The organism is Methylomicrobium agile (assembly GCF_000733855.1).
Lineage (GTDB): Bacteria > Pseudomonadota > Gammaproteobacteria > Methylococcales > Methylomonadaceae > Methylomicrobium > Methylomicrobium agile.
Map to the genome: position 1 here is coordinate 4,338,212 of NZ_JPOJ01000001.1, position 20,804 is coordinate 4,359,015.

Annotated in this window: 22 protein-coding genes; 16 read left to right on the plus strand and 6 right to left on the minus strand. The window is 58.2% G+C overall.

Going from position 1 to position 20,804, the window contains the following annotated elements:
• Positions 1-260: 260 nt before the first annotated feature.
• From CC94_RS0120045 to CC94_RS0120055, 3 genes are all read left to right on the plus strand, one after another.
• Positions 261-800 carry a hypothetical protein gene (locus CC94_RS0120045; RefSeq protein ID WP_157203506.1) on the plus strand — a complete coding sequence of 180 codons (540 nt, stop codon included), beginning with the start codon at positions 261-263 and terminating at the stop codon, positions 798-800.
• A 98-nt stretch (positions 801-898) separates the two neighbouring features.
• The gene (locus CC94_RS0120050) at positions 899-1,111 is read left to right on the plus strand and encodes a DUF4177 domain-containing protein (protein ID WP_031431936.1); all 213 of its coding nucleotides are present in this window, start codon (positions 899-901) and stop codon (positions 1,109-1,111) included.
• Entirely contained in the window at positions 1,108-1,320 is a 213-nt protein-coding gene (locus CC94_RS0120055) for a hypothetical protein (RefSeq protein WP_005372768.1), read from the plus strand. Before CC94_RS0120050 ends, CC94_RS0120055 begins: the two co-directional genes overlap by 4 nt.
• A 243-nt stretch (positions 1,321-1,563) precedes the next feature.
• Here the strand turns inward: CC94_RS0120055 and CC94_RS21915 are convergent, their stop codons facing one another.
• The 4 genes from CC94_RS21915 to hflD all read right to left on the minus strand — a co-directional run bounded on the left by CC94_RS21915 (position 1,564) and on the right by hflD (position 5,227).
• Positions 1,564-2,841 carry a GldG family protein gene (locus tag CC94_RS21915; RefSeq protein WP_245619793.1) on the minus strand — a complete coding sequence of 426 codons (1,278 nt, stop codon included), beginning with the start codon at positions 2,839-2,841 and terminating at the stop codon, positions 1,564-1,566.
• 64 nt (positions 2,842-2,905) lie between these two features.
• Positions 2,906-3,664, minus strand: coding sequence for an ABC transporter permease subunit (locus tag CC94_RS0120065; protein WP_005372774.1), 759 nt, complete (start codon positions 3,662-3,664; stop codon positions 2,906-2,908).
• Positions 3,661-4,596 (minus strand): ABC transporter ATP-binding protein, encoded by a 936-nt coding sequence (locus CC94_RS0120070; protein ID WP_005372776.1) that lies wholly within the window; start codon positions 4,594-4,596, stop codon positions 3,661-3,663. The genes CC94_RS0120065 and CC94_RS0120070 overlap by 4 nt, the downstream gene beginning before the upstream one ends.
• Before the next feature lie 7 nt (positions 4,597-4,603).
• Entirely contained in the window at positions 4,604-5,227 is a 624-nt protein-coding gene (hflD, locus tag CC94_RS0120075; protein ID WP_005372778.1) for a high frequency lysogenization protein HflD, read from the minus strand.
• Positions 5,228-5,362: 135 nt separating this feature from the next.
• Between hflD and CC94_RS0120080 the strand changes: the two genes are divergently transcribed.
• The 5 genes from CC94_RS0120080 to CC94_RS0120100 all read left to right on the plus strand — a co-directional run bounded on the left by CC94_RS0120080 (position 5,363) and on the right by CC94_RS0120100 (position 12,362).
• Complete coding sequence (locus CC94_RS0120080; RefSeq protein ID WP_005372780.1) at positions 5,363-5,572, plus strand: heavy-metal-associated domain-containing protein; 210 nt, start codon at positions 5,363-5,365, stop codon at positions 5,570-5,572.
• 33 nt (positions 5,573-5,605) lie between these two features.
• Positions 5,606-7,837 carry a heavy metal translocating P-type ATPase gene (locus CC94_RS0120085; protein WP_005372781.1) on the plus strand — a complete coding sequence of 744 codons (2,232 nt, stop codon included), beginning with the start codon at positions 5,606-5,608 and terminating at the stop codon, positions 7,835-7,837.
• Positions 7,838-7,948: 111 nt separating this feature from the next.
• Positions 7,949-8,380: a type 2 periplasmic-binding domain-containing protein gene (locus tag CC94_RS0120090; RefSeq protein ID WP_005372783.1), complete on the plus strand. Its 432-nt coding sequence runs from the start codon at positions 7,949-7,951 to the stop codon at positions 8,378-8,380.
• Positions 8,349-9,548 carry a TonB-dependent receptor gene (locus tag CC94_RS0120095; RefSeq protein WP_005372785.1) on the plus strand — a complete coding sequence of 400 codons (1,200 nt, stop codon included), beginning with the start codon at positions 8,349-8,351 and terminating at the stop codon, positions 9,546-9,548. The genes CC94_RS0120090 and CC94_RS0120095 overlap by 32 nt, the downstream gene beginning before the upstream one ends.
• 6 nt (positions 9,549-9,554) lie before the next feature.
• Positions 9,555-12,362: an EAL domain-containing protein gene (locus tag CC94_RS0120100; RefSeq protein WP_005372787.1), complete on the plus strand. Its 2,808-nt coding sequence runs from the start codon at positions 9,555-9,557 to the stop codon at positions 12,360-12,362.
• 286 nt (positions 12,363-12,648) lie between these two features.
• On the opposite strand, the gene wrbA is transcribed toward CC94_RS0120100, so the two are convergent.
• Positions 12,649-13,254 (minus strand): NAD(P)H:quinone oxidoreductase, encoded by a 606-nt coding sequence (gene wrbA, locus CC94_RS0120105; RefSeq protein WP_005372789.1) that lies wholly within the window; start codon positions 13,252-13,254, stop codon positions 12,649-12,651.
• Between the two features lie 551 nt (positions 13,255-13,805).
• Positions 13,806-14,444, minus strand: coding sequence for a DUF4126 domain-containing protein (locus CC94_RS0120110; protein ID WP_005372790.1), 639 nt, complete (start codon positions 14,442-14,444; stop codon positions 13,806-13,808).
• A 209-nt stretch (positions 14,445-14,653) separates the two neighbouring features.
• Here CC94_RS0120110 and hslV point away from each other — a divergent pair, with 209 nt between their 5' ends.
• From hslV to CC94_RS0120150, 8 genes are all read left to right on the plus strand, one after another.
• Positions 14,654-15,202, plus strand: a complete 549-nt coding sequence (hslV, locus tag CC94_RS0120115) for an ATP-dependent protease subunit HslV (RefSeq protein ID WP_005372792.1) — start codon at positions 14,654-14,656, stop codon at positions 15,200-15,202.
• A 4-nt stretch (positions 15,203-15,206) separates the two neighbouring features.
• A complete protein-coding gene (gene hslU / locus CC94_RS0120120; RefSeq protein WP_005372795.1) occupies positions 15,207-16,532 on the plus strand; it encodes an ATP-dependent protease ATPase subunit HslU in 1,326 nt (441 codons plus the stop codon).
• 76 nt (positions 16,533-16,608) lie between these two features.
• Positions 16,609-17,001 carry a gamma-butyrobetaine hydroxylase family protein gene (locus CC94_RS0120125; protein ID WP_005372797.1) on the plus strand — a complete coding sequence of 131 codons (393 nt, stop codon included), beginning with the start codon at positions 16,609-16,611 and terminating at the stop codon, positions 16,999-17,001.
• 4 nt (positions 17,002-17,005) lie between these two features.
• Complete coding sequence (gene ubiE / locus CC94_RS0120130; protein ID WP_005372800.1) at positions 17,006-17,755, plus strand: bifunctional demethylmenaquinone methyltransferase/2-methoxy-6-polyprenyl-1,4-benzoquinol methylase UbiE; 750 nt, start codon at positions 17,006-17,008, stop codon at positions 17,753-17,755.
• 1 nt (position 17,756) lies between these two features.
• Positions 17,757-18,392: a ubiquinone biosynthesis accessory factor UbiJ gene (locus CC94_RS0120135; protein WP_005372801.1), complete on the plus strand. Its 636-nt coding sequence runs from the start codon at positions 17,757-17,759 to the stop codon at positions 18,390-18,392.
• Between the two features lie 33 nt (positions 18,393-18,425).
• Positions 18,426-19,976, plus strand: coding sequence for a ubiquinone biosynthesis regulatory protein kinase UbiB (gene ubiB, locus CC94_RS0120140; RefSeq protein WP_005372803.1), 1,551 nt, complete (start codon positions 18,426-18,428; stop codon positions 19,974-19,976).
• A gap of 30 nt (positions 19,977-20,006) precedes the next feature.
• The gene (locus tag CC94_RS23980; RefSeq protein ID WP_157203507.1) at positions 20,007-20,153 is read left to right on the plus strand and encodes a hypothetical protein; all 147 of its coding nucleotides are present in this window, start codon (positions 20,007-20,009) and stop codon (positions 20,151-20,153) included.
• Positions 20,154-20,413: 260 nt separating this feature from the next.
• A complete protein-coding gene (locus CC94_RS0120150) occupies positions 20,414-20,803 on the plus strand; it encodes a glycine zipper family protein (RefSeq protein ID WP_031431938.1) in 390 nt (129 codons plus the stop codon).
• Position 20,804: the final 1 nt, after the last annotated feature.

Genomic DNA, 20,804 nt, shown 5'->3' on the forward strand with positions numbered 1-20,804 from the left:
ACCGGCAAAGTGAGTATAGGCATGCCTGTCCCATCAATAAATAATGGTAATATGCCACATCTGGACCATAAAGCCTTCCGCCAATGGCTGCCGAAGTCATGCAGGCACCTTGACTGAAAGGACCACTGAAATAACTACCGCCAATGATCGTCTCGAAACCCTACACATTGCATTTGAAAATATGCCCTACGCTGGTGCTTTTATCGACGCTTGCTTTGATCGATGGATTGTTTTTTTATGAAGCCCGGATAAATGCAAACATGGAAATCGTTAAAGAAGATCATTCCCTCGAAAATGATCAGGTTATTCTGCTTTTCATTTCGGGATTGGTTTACCTGCGGACATTCTTTTACGTTCGAAAAGGCCATAAATTATTCCCGTGTGCGGGCGCTTTGCTTTGCCTCTCGTTCATTCTGCGCGAGCTCGATATTGAAAAATTTGATTTGCCGCAAGCGGTCATTCTGCTCGGGCATGGCCTGGGCCGCAATATCCTGCTGGCCGGTTTATGGCTGCTGACAACCGCATTGTTTCTACGCAACTATAAACATTACCTGGAGATTGCCGCGTACCTTTTGAAGACCCGATCCGCCCGTTTTATGATCATCGGAGGACTTTTACTGATTGTTGGCGATCTATTTGAAGATGGCGTTTTCGGTGTAGTTGCTTATCAGTTGTACGAAGAGCTTTCGGAACTGGACGGTTATTTTTTTATCCTGCTGGCTTCACTCAACCTGTTCTTCGACCTGGAACGCCGCGGCCGATCCGATAAAGAACTCAAAACCAACCGGCCTAGCCGTTAATCCCCTCTCCCCCCATCTTCCTCTTTCGTGTTGAAACGTATCTCATGCCCAACCTGCTCTATAATGAACCGATATTTGAACACCCGACCGGAATCGGCATGAAAGAATATAAAGTCGTGATTTATCAGGAAGGCCTGCTCGGCTCCCTGCTGCTCGGCGCATCCAAAGTCGACCCGCTCCGCTTCAGCGAATTTTTGAACGGCAATGCCAGGCAGGGCTGGAGAGTGGTCACGATGGAAAAGGATATTCGCCGCATGCTGCTCTTCTGGCGGCGGGAGGCCTATCTGGTCATCATGGAGCGAGACCTATGAGAACCGGCGCGATTGTCTGCCTGACCATTTTCGTCCTCTGGGTCGCCATTGCGCTGCTGCAATTATGGTTCGATCTGTTGAGCGGGGAGGTCTTCATGAAGCTGACCATTACCGCCGCCGCGCTGTTTGCGGTCGTCCTGGGAGTGGCCCTGGTGGTGCGCGAGTACGTCGACGAGAAAAAAATGAAGGATGACGGCTATATCGACTGATTCGCCCCCGAAACGCCCGGCCGGCAGCCGCTCGTAGTCGGCTACGGAGTCGCGGACATTGCCTCCCGGCCTCGACTACGGCTCGCGCCGGCCTTTGCGTCAAAACACCCGATTCCCTGTTTCAATCCGTCGCCGCAAGCAGGCGTCCTGCGCACGCCAGGCGATCTCCAGCAACGGAATCGCCCCCTCTTCCAGATTGAGGCTGCAAACGGCTTCCGGAAACTCGCAACAGTCCGTCGACGCTTAACGCCGCCTGCGCCGGCGCCAGACCACGAAACCGGTGCCGAGCAAGCCAAGCGGCAGCACGATCAAAAAGCCGAAGCCGATCACCGCAATGCCGGTCAAGGTCAGCTTCAGAGTCCGGTCGGGGGCGGTTTTGGCGGGAATATCGATGAAACGGTCGTCATGGACCAGCCAATTGATCATCCGCAGCCCCATGTCCAGATTGCCGGCGTTATCGATATAGGTGTTCGCGAGAAAATCGCCGTCGCCGACCACGATGACGCGCTGTTCGCTGCCGTTTTCCAGATTCCGCGTCAAGGCATAGGCCAACGTAATCGGCCCTTGCTTTTCGGCGCTGTCCGGATGGAAACGTATCGTTCCGGCCAACGGTCCGGTTTCGGTCCAGGACTCGGGGCCGCTGTTCAGCAAAGGGGCGCTCTCGAAGTCGATATCGGCAGCGATGTCGAAACCGGCCGCCGCGGGATACACGGTCAGCGTCCGGAAATTGCGGGTGACCGGATGGCGGTTGTATTCGCCGACGATCACGAAGCTCGGATCGTTGATTCCGGCCAGTTTGGCCGCCTTGTCGACTATCCGGCCCGGCAAGGGATGCAGGCCGAGCAGAGGCCAGATGAAATCGAGCGTCTTGTCGCCCGGATCGGTCAGGAGCAACAGATTACCGCCGCGTTGCACGTACTGCTTGACGATCTCGGCTTCGCCGGGCAGCAGCGCAACCGAGGGCGAAGCGATCACCAGCAGCGACGAATTGTCCGGTATCGCCGGCAGCTTCGCCAGATTGACCGTTTGCGCATTGATCCTGCGCCGCCGCAGTTCCTTATTGAAACGGTTCAAATCGAAATTCGCCTCGCCGTCGGGCGAACGTTCGCCGTGTCCGGCCAGGAAAGACACCCAGCGGTCTTCCGCATGCGTCAATTGCAGCAAGGCATTGGTCAGCGCCGCTTCGTCGATGAAATTCAGTTTTTCGCTGCGGCCCTGATATTCGACCACGACCAGCCCTTCCTCGCCGATATTCAGCGCACGGGCCTTTTGCGGATCGTTGTTCGGGTCGACGAAGTCCAGCTTCAGATCGGGCTTCAGATGGGTATAGCGGTCGACCAAATGCGCGATCTGCAGGCGTATCGGCAAACCGGTCTTGATGTAGGCGGTCACGCTGACCTTGCCGGACATTGCCTGCAACAGCTTCCGGGTGGCCGGCGACAACGTATTCGAACGAGCCTCCGTCCAGTCGGCCTGATACGAATGGCGCGCACTCAGCCAGGCCGCGCCCCGACCGCGCACAGAAACAGCAACGTCAAAAGCCGGTTTTTCAGGCGGATTTGTCGATGCACATGGCGCGTCAATTTCATTTTTGCAGACGGTCGTAATCGAGGCGGCGAATGCTCAGTACGAGAAAAACGGCGGTAAACAGCAGGAAATAGGCGGCATCGGCGGTGCTGACCAGGCCGCTTTGCAGATTCTGGAAATGGCGCAGTATCGACAGATACTCAAAGATATAAGCCCGCTGTTCGCCCATGCCGGCGGTCCAGTCCAAAATCCACAGCAAAAGCAGCAGGCCGAAGGCGGTCATCGCGGCGATTGTCGGATGACTCACGATGCAGGAAGTGTAGAGGCCGGTCGCCGCGAACGCCGCGGCCAAAAGGGCCAGCGCGAACAGGTTTGCGGCGAGCTTGCCCAGGTCCAGGTCGCCGCCGGCCAGCAGGGACAAGGGCATCAGCGCGGTCAGCACGACCATCGCCCATAACAGGCCGACCACGCCGAAATATTTCCCGAGCACGATCTCGGCATTGGAAACCGGCGCGGACAACAGCAGCGCGATTGTCTTGTTCCGGCGCTCTTCGGTAATCAGGCGCATCGTCAACAGCGGCGTGACCAGCAAGAAGATGATCCCCGCATTGCCGAACAGCGGCGTCACCACGATATCGGTCAACCCGGGGGCATTGTCGAGTCCCGCCAGTTTCGGCTGCAGCATGTTGAACGCTTCGACCTGGGTCAGAAACAGAAAGGCCAGGATCGCCTGCAGAATCGCCAGCAGCGTCCAGGCCAAGGGCGACAGGAACAGCGATTTGAATTCGCGGGCGGCGATCGTGAATGCCATTTTCATTCCGTATCTCCCTCCGCTTCCCAGGTCAACTGAATGAATACGTCTTCGAGCGATTTTTTGACCGGCACCAGTTCCTCCAGCCCCCAGCCGGACGCCACGATCAGTTCGGCAATCTGCTTGGCCGGATTGTCGTCGACGCCGTGGTGCACGAGCAGACGGTTGCCGGCCAGAGACTCGACCGACAAGACGCCGGGCAAGGCCGACAACGCCTTCAGATCCGGCGGGATACGGGTAATCACCTCCAGCCTACAGTTGTGCATGTGCCGCTGCAAACCGGCGATCGTCTCGTGCAGGACCAGGCGGCCTTGATGGATAATCTGGACATGGGTGCAGGACTCTTCGACTTCGGTCAGGATGTGAGTCGACAAAATGATCCCGTGTTCCCGGCCAAGCTCGCGGATCAGCGCCCGGATATCGCGGATCTGCAAGGGATCGAGGCCGACCGTCGGTTCGTCCAGAACGATCACTTTCGGATTGTGCAGGATCGCCTGGGCGATGCCGGTGCGTTGCAGGAAGCCTTTCGAAAGATTACCGATCAGCCGCTCCTGCATCTCGTCCAGCCCGCAACGTTCCCGCGCCCGTTTGACTGTGTCGGGAATCGATTTTTTATCAACCCCGTGCAGTTCGGCGCAATAGGCCAAAAATTCGTTGACCGTCAAATCCCGGTATAAAGGCGGCGTATCGGGCAGATAGCCCAGATGACGCTTGGCTTCTTTCGGGCGGTCGAGCAGGTCGACGCCGTCGATCAGGATCTGCCCGGCGCTGGGCGCGAGGTTGCCGCAGAGCATCTGCATCGTGGTGGTCTTGCCGGCGCCATTCGGTCCCAAAAGGCCCAGCACTTCGCCCCGATGCAGCGTAAAACTGATATCGTCGACCGCGCACTGGCTTCCATAATACCGGGACAGATGATTGACCTCGACAAGAACGGTCATTATCGGGTCAAACCTGCCGCAGCAGATTTTCCAGCTCTTTCTGGATTTTTTTGCGGTAAAAAATGAATTTCCAGCGGGCGCCGCCGCATTGTTTCCACAGAATCACCGAGCGGATGCCGGCCAGCAGCAGCGCTCTGATCTTGTTGACGGTATCGGGCCGCGACAGGTAGGTTTGCTCGCCGTTGACCATGATGCGGGGCTGCAGCGTACTGACCGTACTGTGATAGACTTCGCCGAGATTGGCCAGCACGTTTTCGTGCAGAAGGCCGAAATGTTCGCTCTGCGCCTGGGCCTTCTCGACGCCGACCCGGATCGCATCGAGCAAATCCTTCCGCGACGAGAGCTGGTTCTCCAGAAACACCAGGGTTGCCGCATAGCGGGCCTGTTCCGGATTGTCGACCCGGTAGCCGGTCATTTGCGACTTCAATTGTCCGAGGCCGAGCTTCAGGCCGTTCAGCCCGCCGTAAACATCCAGCACACTTTCCGAATCGATTTTCAGCACGCTGCCGATGCTGGCGTTCAGCGCCTCCTGATCGCAGGTACCCCGCGTCGCCAATTGCTGCACCAGCGCCGCCGCCTGCGCGACCCCTGCCAATGCGATGGTTTGATTGGTTAGTGTTTTTAATTCCATGATTCGCGCAAAGGTGATTCACCAGGCAAAGCAAGCAGCGCCAGCTCCTCCTTACTTTGCATTTATATCATGATTATCCGGTTTCAGTCGAGTATGATATAACTTCGGGAAATTACGCATACGAGGAGAATGAATATGGCTGAATTCGTTGAATTGACAGTGACCGGAATGAAATGCGGAGGCTGCGAAGCCAACGTCAAAAGCAAACTGGGCGCGATCGACGGCGTGCTGTCGGTGACCGCGTCGAGCAAGGAAAAAAAGGTCGGCGTCGACTATGATGCCGCAAAAACCGACCTGGCAGCGATCGAGGCGGCGATCGCCGAGGCCGGTTTTTCGGTCGAATGATCCGAATCCGATGGTAATCGCCGGAGAGACCTCATGAGCAAAGAAGAAACATCGAACGAACTGCGCTTGTCGATTTTAGGGATGAGCTGCGCCGGCTGCGTCAGCGTCGTCGAAAGCGCGCTGAACGGCGTGCCCGGCGTTACCGAAGTCAGCGTCAACTTTGCGGACCATTCCGCGACCGTCAAAGGCGAGACCGATCCGGAACGGTTGATCCGGGCCGTCAAGGATGCGGGCTACGAAGCGGCGGTAATGGAAGGTTTCGAAAATCCGGCGGAACAGGAAGAACAGGAGCTGGCGCGTTACCGGATACTGCTGAAAAAAGCGGCGGTCGCCGGTGGCGCCGGCGCCTTGCTGATGCTGCTGGAAATGGCGAACTGGCTGCCGGACATGGGCTCCGCCACCGGACGCTGGTTCTGGCCGGAAGTCGCGATATTGACCCTGGCGGTACTGGTCTATTCGGGCGCGCACATTTACCGGGGCGCGCTGAAGGCCCTGCTGTCCGGGCAGGCGAACATGGATACCCTGATCGCGGTCGGCACCGGCGCCGCCTGGCTCTATTCCTGCATCGTGATCGAGTATTACGGCAGCCTGCCGTCCCTGGCCAAGCACGCTTATTTCGAAGCCGCAGTCGTGATCCTGGCGTTCATCAACCTGGGTTCGGGCCTCGAAACCCGGGCGCGCGGCAAGACTTCATCCGCGATCCGCCAATTGATCGGCCTGCAGCCGCGTACGGCCCGGGTCGTTCGGAACGGCGCGGAACTCGACGTGCCGATCGAGGAAGTCGGCCTCGGCGAAACGCTCAGGGTCCGCCCCGGCGAAAAAATCGCGGTCGACGGCGTACTGATCGAAGGCCACTCGTCCGTCGACGAATCGATGCTGACCGGCGAACCGATGCCGGCCGAAAAAATCGAAGGCTCCACGGTCGCCGCCGGTACGATCAATCAAAGCGGCAGTTTCCTGTTCAAGGCGACCCGCATCGGCCGCGATACCGCGCTCGCCCAGATCATTCACAGCGTGCGCCAGGCGCAGAACAGCAAACCGGAAATCGCGCGGCTGGCCGACCGGGTTTCCGCCGTCTTCGTGCCGGCCGTGATCGGCCTCGCGGTCTTCACCTTTCTGGTCTGGTACGGCTTTGGCCCCGAACCGTCCCTGGGTTATGCGTTCGTCACTTCGATGACCGTGCTGGTAATCGCCTGCCCTTGCGCGCTGGGCCTTGCCACCCCGATTTCGGTGATGGTTTCGGTCGGGAAGGCCGCGCAAACCGGCATACTGATCCGCCAAGGCGACGCCTTGCAAACAGCCGGCAAACTGACCTGCCTGGTGCTGGACAAGACCGGCACCGTCACTCAGGGCAAGCCGAAGGTCGTGTCGATCGAAGGCGCCGGCGGTTTTTCCGAAACCGAAGTGCTGCAACTCGCGTCCAGCCTCGAAGCCGGCTCCGAGCATCCGCTGGCGGCGGCCGTGTTGACGGCGGCGCGGGAACACGCGGTCCAACCGAAAAAAATGGCCCAATTCAAGGCGATCACCGGCCACGGCGTCGAAGCGACGCAGGACGGCCGCCGCGTCGTATTCGGCAACCGGGCGCTCCTGGAGAAGGAAGGCATCGATCTCGCAAGCCATCAGGACAACCTCGCCAGACTCAGCGCCGAAGGCAAAACGCCGATGCTGCTCGCGGTCGACCGGCAGTTCGCCGGGATCGTTGCCGTCGCCGATCCGATCAAGCCCGATTCGGCCGCCGCGGTACAGCGGCTGCGCAACCTGGGCATCCGCGTACTGATGGTGACCGGCGACAATCCGATCACGGCCCGGGCGATCGCCCGGGAAGCCGGCATTGCCGAAGTCAGGGCGCAAGTGCTGCCGCAGGATAAGGCGGCCGTGGTCAGGGAACTGCAGGCCCAAGGCGAAACGGTCGGCATGGTCGGCGACGGCATCAACGATGCGCCGGCGCTCGCGCAGGCCGATGTCGGCCTCGCCATCGGGACCGGCACCGACGTCGCCATCGAAAGCGCGGACGTGGTGATCCTGCAAGGTTCGCTGATGAAAGTGCCGGAAGTGATCCGACTGTCGCAGCTTACCGTGGCCAATATCAAACAAAACCTGTTCGGCGCCTTTTTCTACAACACGATCAGCATTCCGGTCGCCGCCGGCCTTTTGTATCCTTTCGCCGGCATCCTGCTGAATCCGATGATCGCGGGCGCGGCGATGGCGATGTCTTCGCTGACCGTGGTCAGCAATGCCAATCGCCTGCGCTGGCAAAAACTTTGACCCCGCATTTCTTCCCCCGAGACGGGCCCGTGCGCGCAGAGCCAGGACCGTCTTCGATTCATCATCCGACGATTCCGGTGACTAGACGCTCCTGCGCAAGGACCGGCTAAATTGCCCCATCGGAAAGCGATCACTTCGGCAATCGTCGGCGGCTGCCTGGGCTTGTGCCCGGTTTTCGCCGGGGCGGCGGAAATCATCGTCAACGTCTCGGTCCCGTCCGCGCATTACTCACGCGCCGATACCCGGGCAATCTTCGCGATGCATCTGAGGATCTGGCCTAACGGCGAACCGATCAAGGTCTTTACGCTAACCGACGACAACCCGGTCCATAAAGACTTCGTCAAGAACAGCCTGAACATGTTTCCGCACCAGTTCCGGCGCGTCTGGGACCGAATGATCTACTCCGGTACCGGCATCGCTCCGATCCAGCTCGACTCGGAACGGGAGATGATCGAAAAAGTCACGAACACGCCGAATGCAATCGGCTATGTCAGCAAGAAACCCGACGGCAATGCGCAAATTCGTCTGTTCGATTATCAATAGCGGACTGTGCCTGGGCATCCTGTGGAGCCTGCCGTTGGCGGGCCGGGCCGGCGACTTGCCCGACGAAATCCAGATGCACGGTTTTCTCGCGCAAAGCCTGTTCCACACCTCGGACAACAACCTGTTCGGGCAAAGCGACGACGGCGTCAGCCTCGGCATCACCGAAATCGGCCTCAATTCGTCCTATAAACCGTCCAACCGCTTGAGCTTTGCGATTCAGGGCCTCTACCGCCGGGCCGGAAACATCGACCGCGGCAGCGTCCGGGTCGACTACGGACTTGCCGATCTGGCCCTGTGGGAGCACGAGTCGGGACGGACCGGGCTGCGCGGCGGACGCGTCAAAGTGCCGCTGGGGTTATACAACGAAACCCGCGACGTCGCCTTCACGCATCCGACGATCCTGTTACCGCAGGGCAATTATTTCGAACGCTCGCGTTCGCTGCTGACTTCCGGCGACGGCGGCCAATTTTATGCCGAACAGCATACCGGGTACGGCGATTTCAACTTTAAGTTCAACTATGTCGTTCCGCTGGGCAACAACCAGGAAATCCGGTCGATCCAGCTGGGGCCTTTCGCGCGCGGCGAATTTGCGGCCCAACCCACCGTCGTCACCCAACTGAGCTACGAACTGAACGGCGGCGAATACGTCTTCGCGGTCAGCTATGCGGACCTGCAACTGGATTACCATCCGCTGGCGGGTGACCGATTCGGGCCGGGCACTTCGTTCGTACGCCCCTTGATGCTGTCCGCGCAGTACAACGGCGAAAAATTGACGCTGACCGGAGAGTACAATTACCGCCGGAACGTGGTCAAAGGCTACGGCATTCTCCCCGATAGCCGTTTTGCGACCGAAAGCTGGTATGTCGAAAGCAGTTACCGGTTTCTACCGAACTGGCAAATCACTGTACGCTACGATACGATTTACGCCAACACCGACAACCGCAACGGCATCGGCTTCGAACGGATCGGACTGCCCAGCCATGCCGCCTATGCCCAGGACTGGACGCTCGGTCTGCGTTGGGACATCAACCGGAGCTGGATGGTGCGCGGCGAATATCACCGCGTGCATGGCACGATGTGGCTGCCGCAGGCCGATAACCCGGACCGGTTGCATACTACCCAGGAAGACTGGGACCTATTCGGTGTACAAATCTCTTTCCGTTTCTGACCCGTCATGCCGAGATCGCCGTTCTTTTTCAGCCTGAGATGGAAGCTCGCCATTTTATTCGGCAGCGTGTTTCTACTGATGCACAGCATTTTTTCCTATTTCGCCTATCGCCATGCGATCGAAAGCTTCTACCTCGACCGTCTCAAGGAGCATCGGAATCATCTCCATATCGCCCGGGCCCTGACCGAAGATTCGTTTCTGGTACTCGAACAGCTCGCGGAAATGCTGTCCATATTCGTGGAACAACGTTCCCATTCCGCCACAAACCGGGGACAAACCTCATTCACGATGCTGGACGAAAAATGGTCGCGATGGCAGCTCAGCTGGGGCATCGAAAACATCGTTTTTTTCGACAGAAACGGCGCCACGATCAAATCCTGGGGAAGCCCGATGCCGACCGACGACGCCACCATCCACAAAGTGATCCATTCCGAAATACCCGGACACCGCACCATTTGCGACACTATCTGTTTTCAGCAGGCCGTGGTGCCTGTTATCGGCCGGTCCCAAACCGTCGGCGCCTACGGCGTGACCCGGTCGTTCGCGGACATCATGATTAAATACAAACAGGCCACTGGCGCGGATATCGGCATTCTTTCCGCCGACACCACCTTATCCGGCGCGCCCGAGCATCCCTGGCCGTATCAACTGGCAGGGTTGACCCTGTCCGACAATAAAGGGCTGTATCAATACATCACCGCGCATGTCGCGTTGTCCGAACTGAACAATCAAACCAAAACGATCCATCTCGCCGGCGCCACATACGAAATCGGAATTGCGCCGATCCAGGAGGATAAAAAGCATTCGCCGCTGTTTTTGTTCATCAACGATACCACCGAAATCGAAGAAAACCTGCAAAAAGACCTGCAGAAAGTCTGGCTCTACGGCGTGATCAGCCTGCTGGGATCCCTGACGCTGCTGCCGGTTCTGCTGCATTACACCTTTTCGCGCGTTGCACGCCTTTCGGGAGCGCTGCCGCTGCTGGCGGCACACCAGTACGACAAGTTCCGCGAACGGGTCGGATTCAAGAAAATCGCTTCGACCGATTATGACGAGGTCGATCAACTGCACCAGACCGCCTTGACGCTGGCCCAGCAACTGCAATCCCTGGAACAGGAAGTGCACAGCAATACCTTGACGTTGATCAAGAAAAGCCGGGAACTGGCGATCGAGCGCGACTTCATCCGGCAATTGATCGACACCGCGCCGATTATCATCCTGACGCAAAAACTGAACGGGATTATCCTGACGATCAATCAGGCCGGGGTACAGGAACTGGGCCCGGAAGAACATTCGATCAAGGGCAAGATTTTCGATCTTTTAATCCCCGAAACCGAGTGGGAGCACCACAAAAAACTGAGCATGCTCAGATCGGGAGAAATTACCGGGCAGTTCCAGGTCGACGGGCAACTGATTTCCGAAACCGGCAAGACCCGCGACATCTCCTGGCTGCACTCGCTGTTCAACCCGCCGAACAATCCGGACGAAGCGGTAATTCTAACCCTCGGCGTCGATAACAGCGAAAGGTCGCAGTATCAGCAGAAAATGCTGACCCAGCCGAGCCAGGATCCGGTCACCGGCCTCGCCAGCTATCAGCAATTCCGCGACGAACTGACGATCGCGCTGGCAACCGCGCGGCGTTACGATTATTTGATCGCGGTGTTCCTGTTCGATATCGATCCCTACGAAGAGATCCACGATCTTCACGGCCCGCGGGCGGGCGAAATGATGCTGACCTGGGTGGCGCGCCGACTGAAAGACAGCCTTCGCTCGATCGACAGGCTCAGCCGGATCAACAGAAACGTTTTTGCGCTGTTGATTTCGCACGTCAAAACGGATCGCCTCGGCGACTTCGCGAAAAAACTGATCCAGGACATCGGCGCTGCGCCGTTTATCCATGCCGGAAAAAACTACCGACTCGACGCCCATATCGGCATCGCGGTGTATCCCGAGCATGGACTGACGCCGAACGATCTCTACGCGAATGCGGATGCGGCGCGGCTGCACGCCAGGCAGATCGGCCCGGGCAGCTTCCACTGCTGCCGACTGAGCCGGGACGGCCAGTTGAAAATCGAGCAATTGCTGAACTTCCGGCAGATGCTCGAACAGGCGATCATGAAAGACCGGTTCGTGCTGGAATACCAGCCGGTGCGGGACAGCCGTTCGTCCGAACTTCATCATTACGAATGCCTGCTGCGCCTGCCGCAGGACGGCGGCGGGCAGCTGCTTCCGGAAGTTTTCCTGAATCACGCGGAAGAACTCGGACTGGCCGGAAAAATCGACTGCATCGCGTTCAAGCAGGCGCTGCGCGCCCTGAACGAAACCGGCCGGCAAGGAAAGGCGGTTCGCCTGTCGATCAATCTGTCCGGCAAGGTTTTCGAAGATTCCGGCTTTTACGACGACATGGCTTATTTGTTCGACCTCTACGATATCGGCCCGGAAAAAATCATTTTCGAAATTCCCGAAGCGGCCGTCGAATCGCACTATACGCAGGCAAAAACGCTCATTCAACAATTCAAGAGGCTGGGCTGCGGCGTTGCGCTGGATAATTTCGGCGTCAGCTTTTCCTCGTTCTATTACCTGAAAAACCTGCCGATCGATTACGTAAAAATCAGCGCCCCGCTAATCCGCCAGATCGATCAGACTCTCGACGATCGGATGTTCGTCAAATCCTTGTCGGACGTCGCCCATACGTTCGGCAAACTCACGATCGCCAAATCGGTCGAAAGCGGCGGCGCACTGAAAACGCTCCAGGAGCTCGGCATCGATCTGGTTCAGGGCACCCTGATCGGCAACCCCGAATCGTCGATTTAGGATTTGGCTCCAAATAACTTCCCGGCTCAAGGCCTGCCAGGTTTTAAAAACCTGGCAGGTCTACCCCCATACCGGGAAGTTAATATCGGCCAAATCCTTAGCGGCCGAAGGCCGAACCCGGCGAACGCCCGAGCACGACAAAGCCGGGCCATTCGTTTACACGGCCAAAGCGGGAAGACGCCGGTCCGTTACGGAAAACGCCTCATTTTTCCAGCTCTGCCTTACATTGAAAACCGCTCCGGTCCGCAACCGCCCCACTTCAAAAACGGGCATTTCCGGAACCCGTTCAAGCGGACAATTTTTTGGCGATTTTCGCCACATGCTTACCCTGGAACCGGGCGATGCCCAATTCGTTATCCGACGGCTGCCGGCGATTATCTCCGCCGGCCAGCGTCGCCGCGCCGTAAGGCGAACCCCCGGTAATCTCTTCCATGTTCAGAATGCCCTGGCAGGAATAAGGCACGCCGACGATGACCATCCCGTGGTGCAGCAGGGTCGTATGAAACGAGGTGACGGTGGTTTCCTGGCCGCCGTGCTGGGTTGCGGTGGAGGTAAAGACGCTGCCGACCTTCCCGATCAAAGCGCCGCTCAGCCAATGTTTGCCCGTCTGGTCCAAAAAATTGCGCATCTGCGCGCACATGTTCCCGAAACGGGTGGGAGTTCCGAAAATGATCGCGTCGTAATCGGGCAATTCCTCGATCGTCGCAATCGGCGCTTCTTGATCCAGCTTGGCACCGGCCTTGCGGGCCGCCTCTTCCGGTACCAGTTCGGGTACCCGCTTGACGGCGACTTCAACCCCTTCGACGGATCGGGCCCCTTCGGCAACCGCCTTCGCCAGCGTTTCCACATGGCCATACATGCTGTAATACAAAACGAGAATACGGGTCGTCATAGTTACCTCCTTACGGTAAAGTTCGCAACTCTTTCATGACGCGGATTTGGCCGCAACACCTTCGACCACGCCGCCGATGAAAACTTTCCATCATCACCGGATTCGGTTACCTATGGAGCTTTTTTCTCACTTCGGGTCAATATTCGGCAGTAATGTCGACCAGCAAAATGCGCTGCTCGTCCAGAGACGCTGTCCTTCCTTTTCGGGAAAGCCGGCGAAGTGAGTGACATTGGTTGTGCGGGGTCCATTAAATCTCATTTTCATGATTCTTCGTCAATTGGCGCTAACATAAAAATTATAGCGCCATCGTTTATCGCCTTTAATGACGCCCCAAGGTTAAGCAAGATGCGCGCCAATCGATAGAATCATCCGAAAGGGATTGGAAGCAACCGCAAGAGTTCGTCTTCTCATTACGGCATATGTGCCGGAATCGACGAAAACTCATGTGCGCAATTTTCATATTCTTTAAGTACGAATCGAGAAGAAACGGCAAAATCATTGATATTGCAGAAACGCACCAACATCGATCTCCTCGCACTATAGCGGAGCAATTAAGGCGAATTCGAACCGGATCGCTGCTCCGGCCCCGAGCCGAAAAACCGCGCAATCGCCCGGAAAACCTTCTTGATGCCGTTCCAAAGCTTCGGCAACAGCCAGACCATCAGCGCAATAAACAGCACAAGCGCGACCAGAAACACCAACGGATGCCGAAGCGCCGCCCAGACGCCGGCCACCACCGCCATGTCCTCGCCGACCGAGGCGGCCCAGTTGCTGAACGGCTCCGGCGACGTATTGATCAACACCCGGCTGCCGGCCTTGGTCATATGGGAACCGGCCGCCATGCCGCCGCCGACGATCGCGGCGGCCAGCTCGACCGCCGGGTTCAGCTCGCCGACCGCGCCAGCAGCCAGCATCGCGCCGGCCGGTATCCGGATGAAGGTATGGATCGCATCCCAGCCGGTATCCACACCCGGCGTCTTGTCGGCAAAAAATTCGACGCAATACATCAGGCCCGCCGCCAGCATCACGGCCGGGTTCGCGACGACCTGCAAATCCGGCGGCAACGCGATGTTGCCGCTGTTGGCGAGAAAGCCGAGCGCCAGCAGCGTCGCATAGAGATTGATACCGCTGGCCCACGCCAGACCCATCGTCATCGCCAAAGTCGCGGTTATCTGGTTCAGTGAATCCATAGAAGTCAGCCGATTGTGGATTGAATAATGTCGCATGGTAGCACAACGGGAGGGACGCCGACCTTAACCGAACCTTCATGTCCAGCCCATCCATTGCCGTCCGGCTCCCGTTTCTAAAGGGGGCTGCTGGTGCATTTTTTCGCACGTCCGGGCGTCAGACCATGTAAAATGCTGCCGTTAACGCACCGTTTTAACTTTGGACTTTAAACGTGAATTTGAGAGGAACCACCATATTATCCGTGCGCCGCGGCAATAAAGTCGTGATCGGCGGAGACGGCCAGGTCACCCTGGGCAATACGGTCATGAAAGGCAATGCCCGCAAGGTCCGCCGCCTGTACCATGACAAGGTGATCGCCGGCTTTGCCGGTTCGACCGCGGACGCCTTTACCCTGTTCGAACATTTCGAAGGCAAACTCGAAAAACACCGCGGCCATCTGATGCGCGCGGCGGTCGAGATGGCGAAGGACTGGCGCACCGATCGCACCCTGCGCCGCATGGAGGCGATGCTGACGATCGCCGACGCCAAAACCTCGCTGATCATCTCCGGCAACGGCGACGTGATCGAGCCGGAAAACGACCTGATGGCCATCGGCTCGGGTGGTGCTTTCGCCCAGGCGGCCGCGCGCGCGCTGCTCGAAAATACCGATCTGAGCGCCCGCGAGATCGTCGAGAGAGCCTTGGCGATCGCCGCCGATATCTGCATTTACACGAATCATAACTTGCGCATCGAAGAATTGGACGCAGAACCGAGCGAGTAAAGTAATGACCCAGATGACCCCTAAAGAAATCGTTCACGAACTGGACAAGCACATCGTCGGCCAGGCCAGCGCGAAGCGCTCGGTCGCGATCGCGCTCCGCAACCGCTGGCGCCGGCAGCAGGTGGATCCTGCGCTGCGCGACGAAATCACCCCGAAAAACATCCTGATGATCGGCCCGACCGGCGTCGGCAAAACCGAAATCGCGCGCCGTCTGGCGCGGCTTGCGAACGCGCCGTTCATCAAGATCGAAGCGACCAAATTTACCGAAGTCGGCTATGTCGGCCGCGACGTCGAATCGATCATCCGCGATCTGGCCGATACCGCGATCAAAATGATGCGCCAGTCCGAGATGGAAAAAGTGCAGATCAAAGCTTACGACGCCGCCGAAGACCGGATTCTCGACATCCTGCTGCCCGAGGCGGATGCCGGCATGCTGTCCGATACGCGCGAGTCGACCCGCCAGAAAATGCGCAAAAAACTGCGCGAAGGCGATCTCGACGACAAGGAGATCGAAATCGACGTGCAGATGGCGCCGATGGGCGTCGAAATCATGGCGCCGCCCGGCATGGAAGAAATGACCAATCAGTTGCAGGGCTTGTTCCAGAACATGGGCACCGGCCGCACCCGCAGCCGCAAGATGAAGATCAAAAAAGCCTTCAAAGTGCTGCAGGAAGAAGAAGCCGCGCGCCTGGTCAACGACGAGGAGATCAAACTGAAGGCGGTCGAAGCGGTCGAGCAGAACGGCATCGTGTTTCTGGACGAAATCGACAAGATCTGCAAACGCTCGGATGTCGGCGGCAGCGGCGGCGAAGTCTCGCGCGAAGGCGTGCAGCGCGACCTGTTGCCGATCGTCGAAGGCAGCACGGTCAGCACCAAGTACGGCGCGATCAAGACCGACCACATCCTGTTCATTGCCTCGGGCGCGTTCCATCTGACCAAGCCGTCCGACCTGATTCCGGAATTGCAGGGCCGCTTCCCGATCCGGGTCGAACTCGATGCCTTGTCCGCGGACGATTTCTTCCGGATTCTGACCGAACCGGATGCCTCGCTGACCGAGCAATACGCGGCGCTCCTGGCGACCGAGGGTGTCAATCTGGCCTTCGCGACCGACGGCATCCGCCGGATTGCCGAACTGGGCTGGGAAGTCAACGAGAAAACCGAAAACATCGGCGCCCGGCGTCTGCATACGATCCTGGAACGCCTGCTCGAAGAGATTTCGTTCAGCGCCCCGGACATGCCCGAAAAAGACGTCGTGATCGATGCGGCTTATGTCGACCGGCACCTGGGCGAATTCGTCCACGACGAGGACTTGAGCCGGTATATATTGTAGGTAAAAGGCGCAAGGGTAAAAGCCAAAAGAGTTCAGCCTTTCGCCTTTCGCCTTTCGCCTTGCACCCGATTTTTATATGCGACTCTCTACCCAACCCTGCAACGCTTTGCCGACCGAAATCAAACTGCACCAGGTTTCCCGAATCCTGGAAATCCGTTTCGACGACGGCCGGATTTTCAGGCTGCCGTGCGAATATCTGCGCGTCTACACACCGTCGGCGGAAGCCCTGGGCCATGCGCCGGGACAGGAAATCCTGCAGGTCGGCAAGGAATCGGTTACGATCCGGGAGATTCGGCCAGTCGGCAATTACGGCATCTGCCCGGTATTCAGCGACGGCCACAATAGCGGCATTTATACCTGGGATCTGCTTTACCAACTCGGCGCCGAATACGACAGCTTATGGACCGACTATCTCGAACGGCTGAAGACCGCCGGCTACGACCGCCAGGAACCTCAACCCTTACAGTAAAAACATGACTCATCACAAAACGACCCATTTCGGCTTCAAGCAAGTCGCTACCGAAGACAAGGTCAAACTGGTGCGCGGCGTTTTCGATTCGGTCGCCGAAAAATACGACATCATGAACGACCTGATGTCGCTCGGCATTCACCGGATCTGGAAACGGATCGCGGTGCAGCTTTGCAACGTGCGCAGTGGCGAAAAAGTGCTCGACCTCGCGGGCGGCACCGGCGACTTGACCACGCTGCTCGAAAAGCGCGCCGGCAAGGACGGCCTGTGCGTACTGGCCGACATCAATTCGGAAATGCTGCGCACCGGGCGCAACCGGCTGATCGACCGGGGGCTGACCGGCAACATCGAATACGCCCAGGTAAACGCCGAATGCCTCCCGTTCGAAGACAATACCTTCGACTGCGTGATCATCGGCTTCGGCCTGCGCAACGTGACCGACAAGGACGCCGCCCTGCGCTCGATGCACCAGGTATTGAAACCGGGCGGGCGCGGCTTGGTGCTGGAGTTTTCGCATCCGACCGACCCGGTCACCGAGAAAGTCTACGATTTCTATTCGTTCAGCCTGCTGCCCAAAATCGGCAAGTTCGTCGCGAAGGACGAGGACAGCTACCGCTATCTGGCCGAATCGATCCGCATGCACCCGAAGCAGGCCGAATTGAAAACGATGATGGAAAACGCCGGCTTCGAACGCTGCGAATTTTTCAACATGACGCAAGGCATCGTCGCGGTGCATCGCGGCTACAAGATCTGAGATGGCGTTCAAACCGTTTTTGACCGTTGCGCTCGAAAGCGCGCTGAACCGTTACATTCATCTCGACCCGGACGTCGGCGAACTGCTCGCGCCCCTGGCCGGCAAAGTCATCGCGCTGACGGTCGAACCGTTCGGCGAAACGGTCTATCTTTGCCCGACCGAAAGCGCGGTCCAGGTGCTCGACGCCTATCCCGAATTGCCCGATAGCCGGATCAGCGGTTCGCTGTCGGCCTTGAGCATGATGGGCATCAGCGCCAAACCGATGCGCTCGGTGTTTTCAGGCGAAGTCAAAATCGAAGGCGACATCGCGACCGGCCACCTTTTCCAGGTTCTGTTCGACAGACTGAACATCGATCTTGAAGAACAACTGTCCCGTTTCACCGGCGATATCATCGCGCATCAAATCGGCAACTTCTTTCGTACCGGCATGCGCTGGACGCGCGAGTCGATCCGGACTTTCGAACTGGACCTTGGCGAATTTCTGCAGGAAGAAACGCGCGATCTGCCCGCCGGCCCCGAGGCGGAGATTTTTTACCGCCAGGTCGACGCACTGCGCGCCGATTTCGACCGCCTGAACAGCCGGATCGAACGCCTGGAAAGCGCCTTGAACTGCAAACCGCCGGAGCCGATCGAATAAGCCCCGCCCTTATCTTCACGCGACTCATTCAACGTGATCAATCCTAGAACCTTACTCCGCTTGATCCATATCAATTGGGTGCTGGTATTCCACGGCCTCGACGAAATCGTGCTGAAAACGCACCTGTTCCGTCCGATCCGGTTTCTGGCCGCGCTCTCGCCTTATTACTGGCTGCGGCGGCGCAACGAATCGCGCGGCGTGCGCATCCGCAAAACGCTCGAAGACCTGGGTCCGATCTACGTCAAATTCGGCCAGGCGCTGTCCACGCGCAAGGATCTCCTGCCGGAAGACATCGCCGACGAACTGGTCAAACTGCAGGACCGCGTGCCGCCGTTCCCGAACGAAGTCGCCCGCCGGATCATCGAACAGGAACTGGGCATGCCGATCGGCGAGGCATTCGCCGAATTCGACCCGAGTCCTTTGGCTTCGGCCTCGGTCGCGCAGGTGCACACCGCGAAGCTGCACAGTGGCGAAGCCGTCGTGGTCAAGGTGCTCCGGCCCGACATCGAAGACCGGATCCATTCCGATATCGCCCTGCTCTACGAACTGGCCCGTTTCGCCGAACGTTTCTGGTCGGACGCGCGGCGCCTGCGCCCGCTGGAAGTGGTCGCCGAATTCGAAAAGACCACGCTCGACGAACTCGACCTGATCCGCGAGGCCGCAAACGCGGCCAAACTGCGGCGCAATTTCGAAAACTCCGAGATCATCTACGTGCCCGAAGTCCACTGGCCGCTGTCCCGGCAAAAGGTGATGGTGATGGAACGGATCCAGGGCATTCCGGTCGGCGAGATCGAACAGCTGAAGGCCGGCGGCGCCGACTTCAAGCTGCTCGCCGAACGCGGCGTCGAAATCTTCTTCACGCAGGTGTTCCGGGACAATTTCTTCCACGCGGACATGCATCCCGGCAATATCTTCGTCAACCTGCCCGCCAAATACATCGCGGTCGACTTCGGCATCGTCGGTTCCTTGTCGCTGTCCGACCAGCACTACCTAGCCGAAAATTTCCTGGCCTTCTTCAATCGCGACTACCGCAAGGTCGCCAAGATGCACGTCGAATCGGGCTGGGTGCCGAGCACGACAAGAATCGAGGAATTCGAATCGGCGATCCGGGGCGTCTGCGAGCCGATCTTCGAAAAACCGCTGCGCGACATTTCGTTCGGCCAGCTGCTGCTGCGCCTGTTCCAGACCGCCCGCCGCTTCGACATGCACGTGCAGCCGCAGCTGGTTCTGTTGCAGAAAACCCTGCTGAATATCGAGGGCCTGGGCCGACAGCTTTATCCCGAACTGGACCTGTGGCAAACCGCCAAGCCGTTCCTCGAAAAGTGGTTCCGGGAGCGGATGGGGCCGAAAGCCAAGCTGAACCAGTTCATGTCCCACTTTCCGGAGCTCGCCGAACAGCTTCCGGAAGTACCGTCGCTGCTTTACAAGGCGCTCGACAATGCGGCCTACGCGAAACAGACCAGCGAGGCGCAAATCCGTGAAATCGCCGAGCTGCGCAAGCAGATCGAAGCGAACCATCAAACCACGCTGTGGACGATCCTAGTCGGCGCGGCCCTGATCGGCGCGGCGATTTTTTTCAGGTAAAAGATGATCCAGCACCGCTTCGGCGCGGCCGTGCAACCGACCTACCGCGACTTCCGCCGCTTCGATCCGCTCGACCGGCTGCTGTCCGTCACCGAAACCCCATACCGGCAGCTCGACGCCCTGCGTACCCTGTTCGAAAAACCGGGACGCACGGACATCCACGTCTGCCCGGCTTGACGGCTTCCGAATGTACGCAATGCGTACCTTCCGGCTCAACATGCTTCCGCCATGGGGGGCCTAAGCAGCCTATCGACAAACCCCCTTCAATACCGCCGTCACAGGGCTTGAAAGCGGCTATTTAATGCCGCATTCTGCGGAAAATTTGGAACGCTGAGAAAAATTTGTCCTGTAAAACGGCACGTTGTTAACTTTTAGTTAATTCTAAAATTATAAAATTCTATTGCATGATTTAAAAAATATGCTTTTTGGAGAAAAACTTGAAAAGAAATAATTTACCGACAATTTTGGTGCTTTCCGTATTGGCCACTGGATGTGCCTCTGTGAGTGGCTGGCATCCGATTGTGGATCCTCGCATGGACCCGCATCCGGAAACCGTGCAGCGCGACATGGGTGAGTGTAAGGAGCTGGCAAAACAAGCGTCGGATATCACCAAAGAAGTTGGCATGGGCGCCGGCGTGGGTGCCGTTACGGGTGCCGCGGGCGGCGCAGCGGTTGGCGCGATAGCGGGCAGTGCGGCCACAGGAGCTGCGGGCGGTGCTCTGTTAGCGATTCCCGCCGGATTGTGGAAAGGTTATGAAGCCAACGAGGATTTTAAACGGGCATTCAAAACCTGTATGCGTCAGCGCGGCCATAAACTGGTCAACTAAA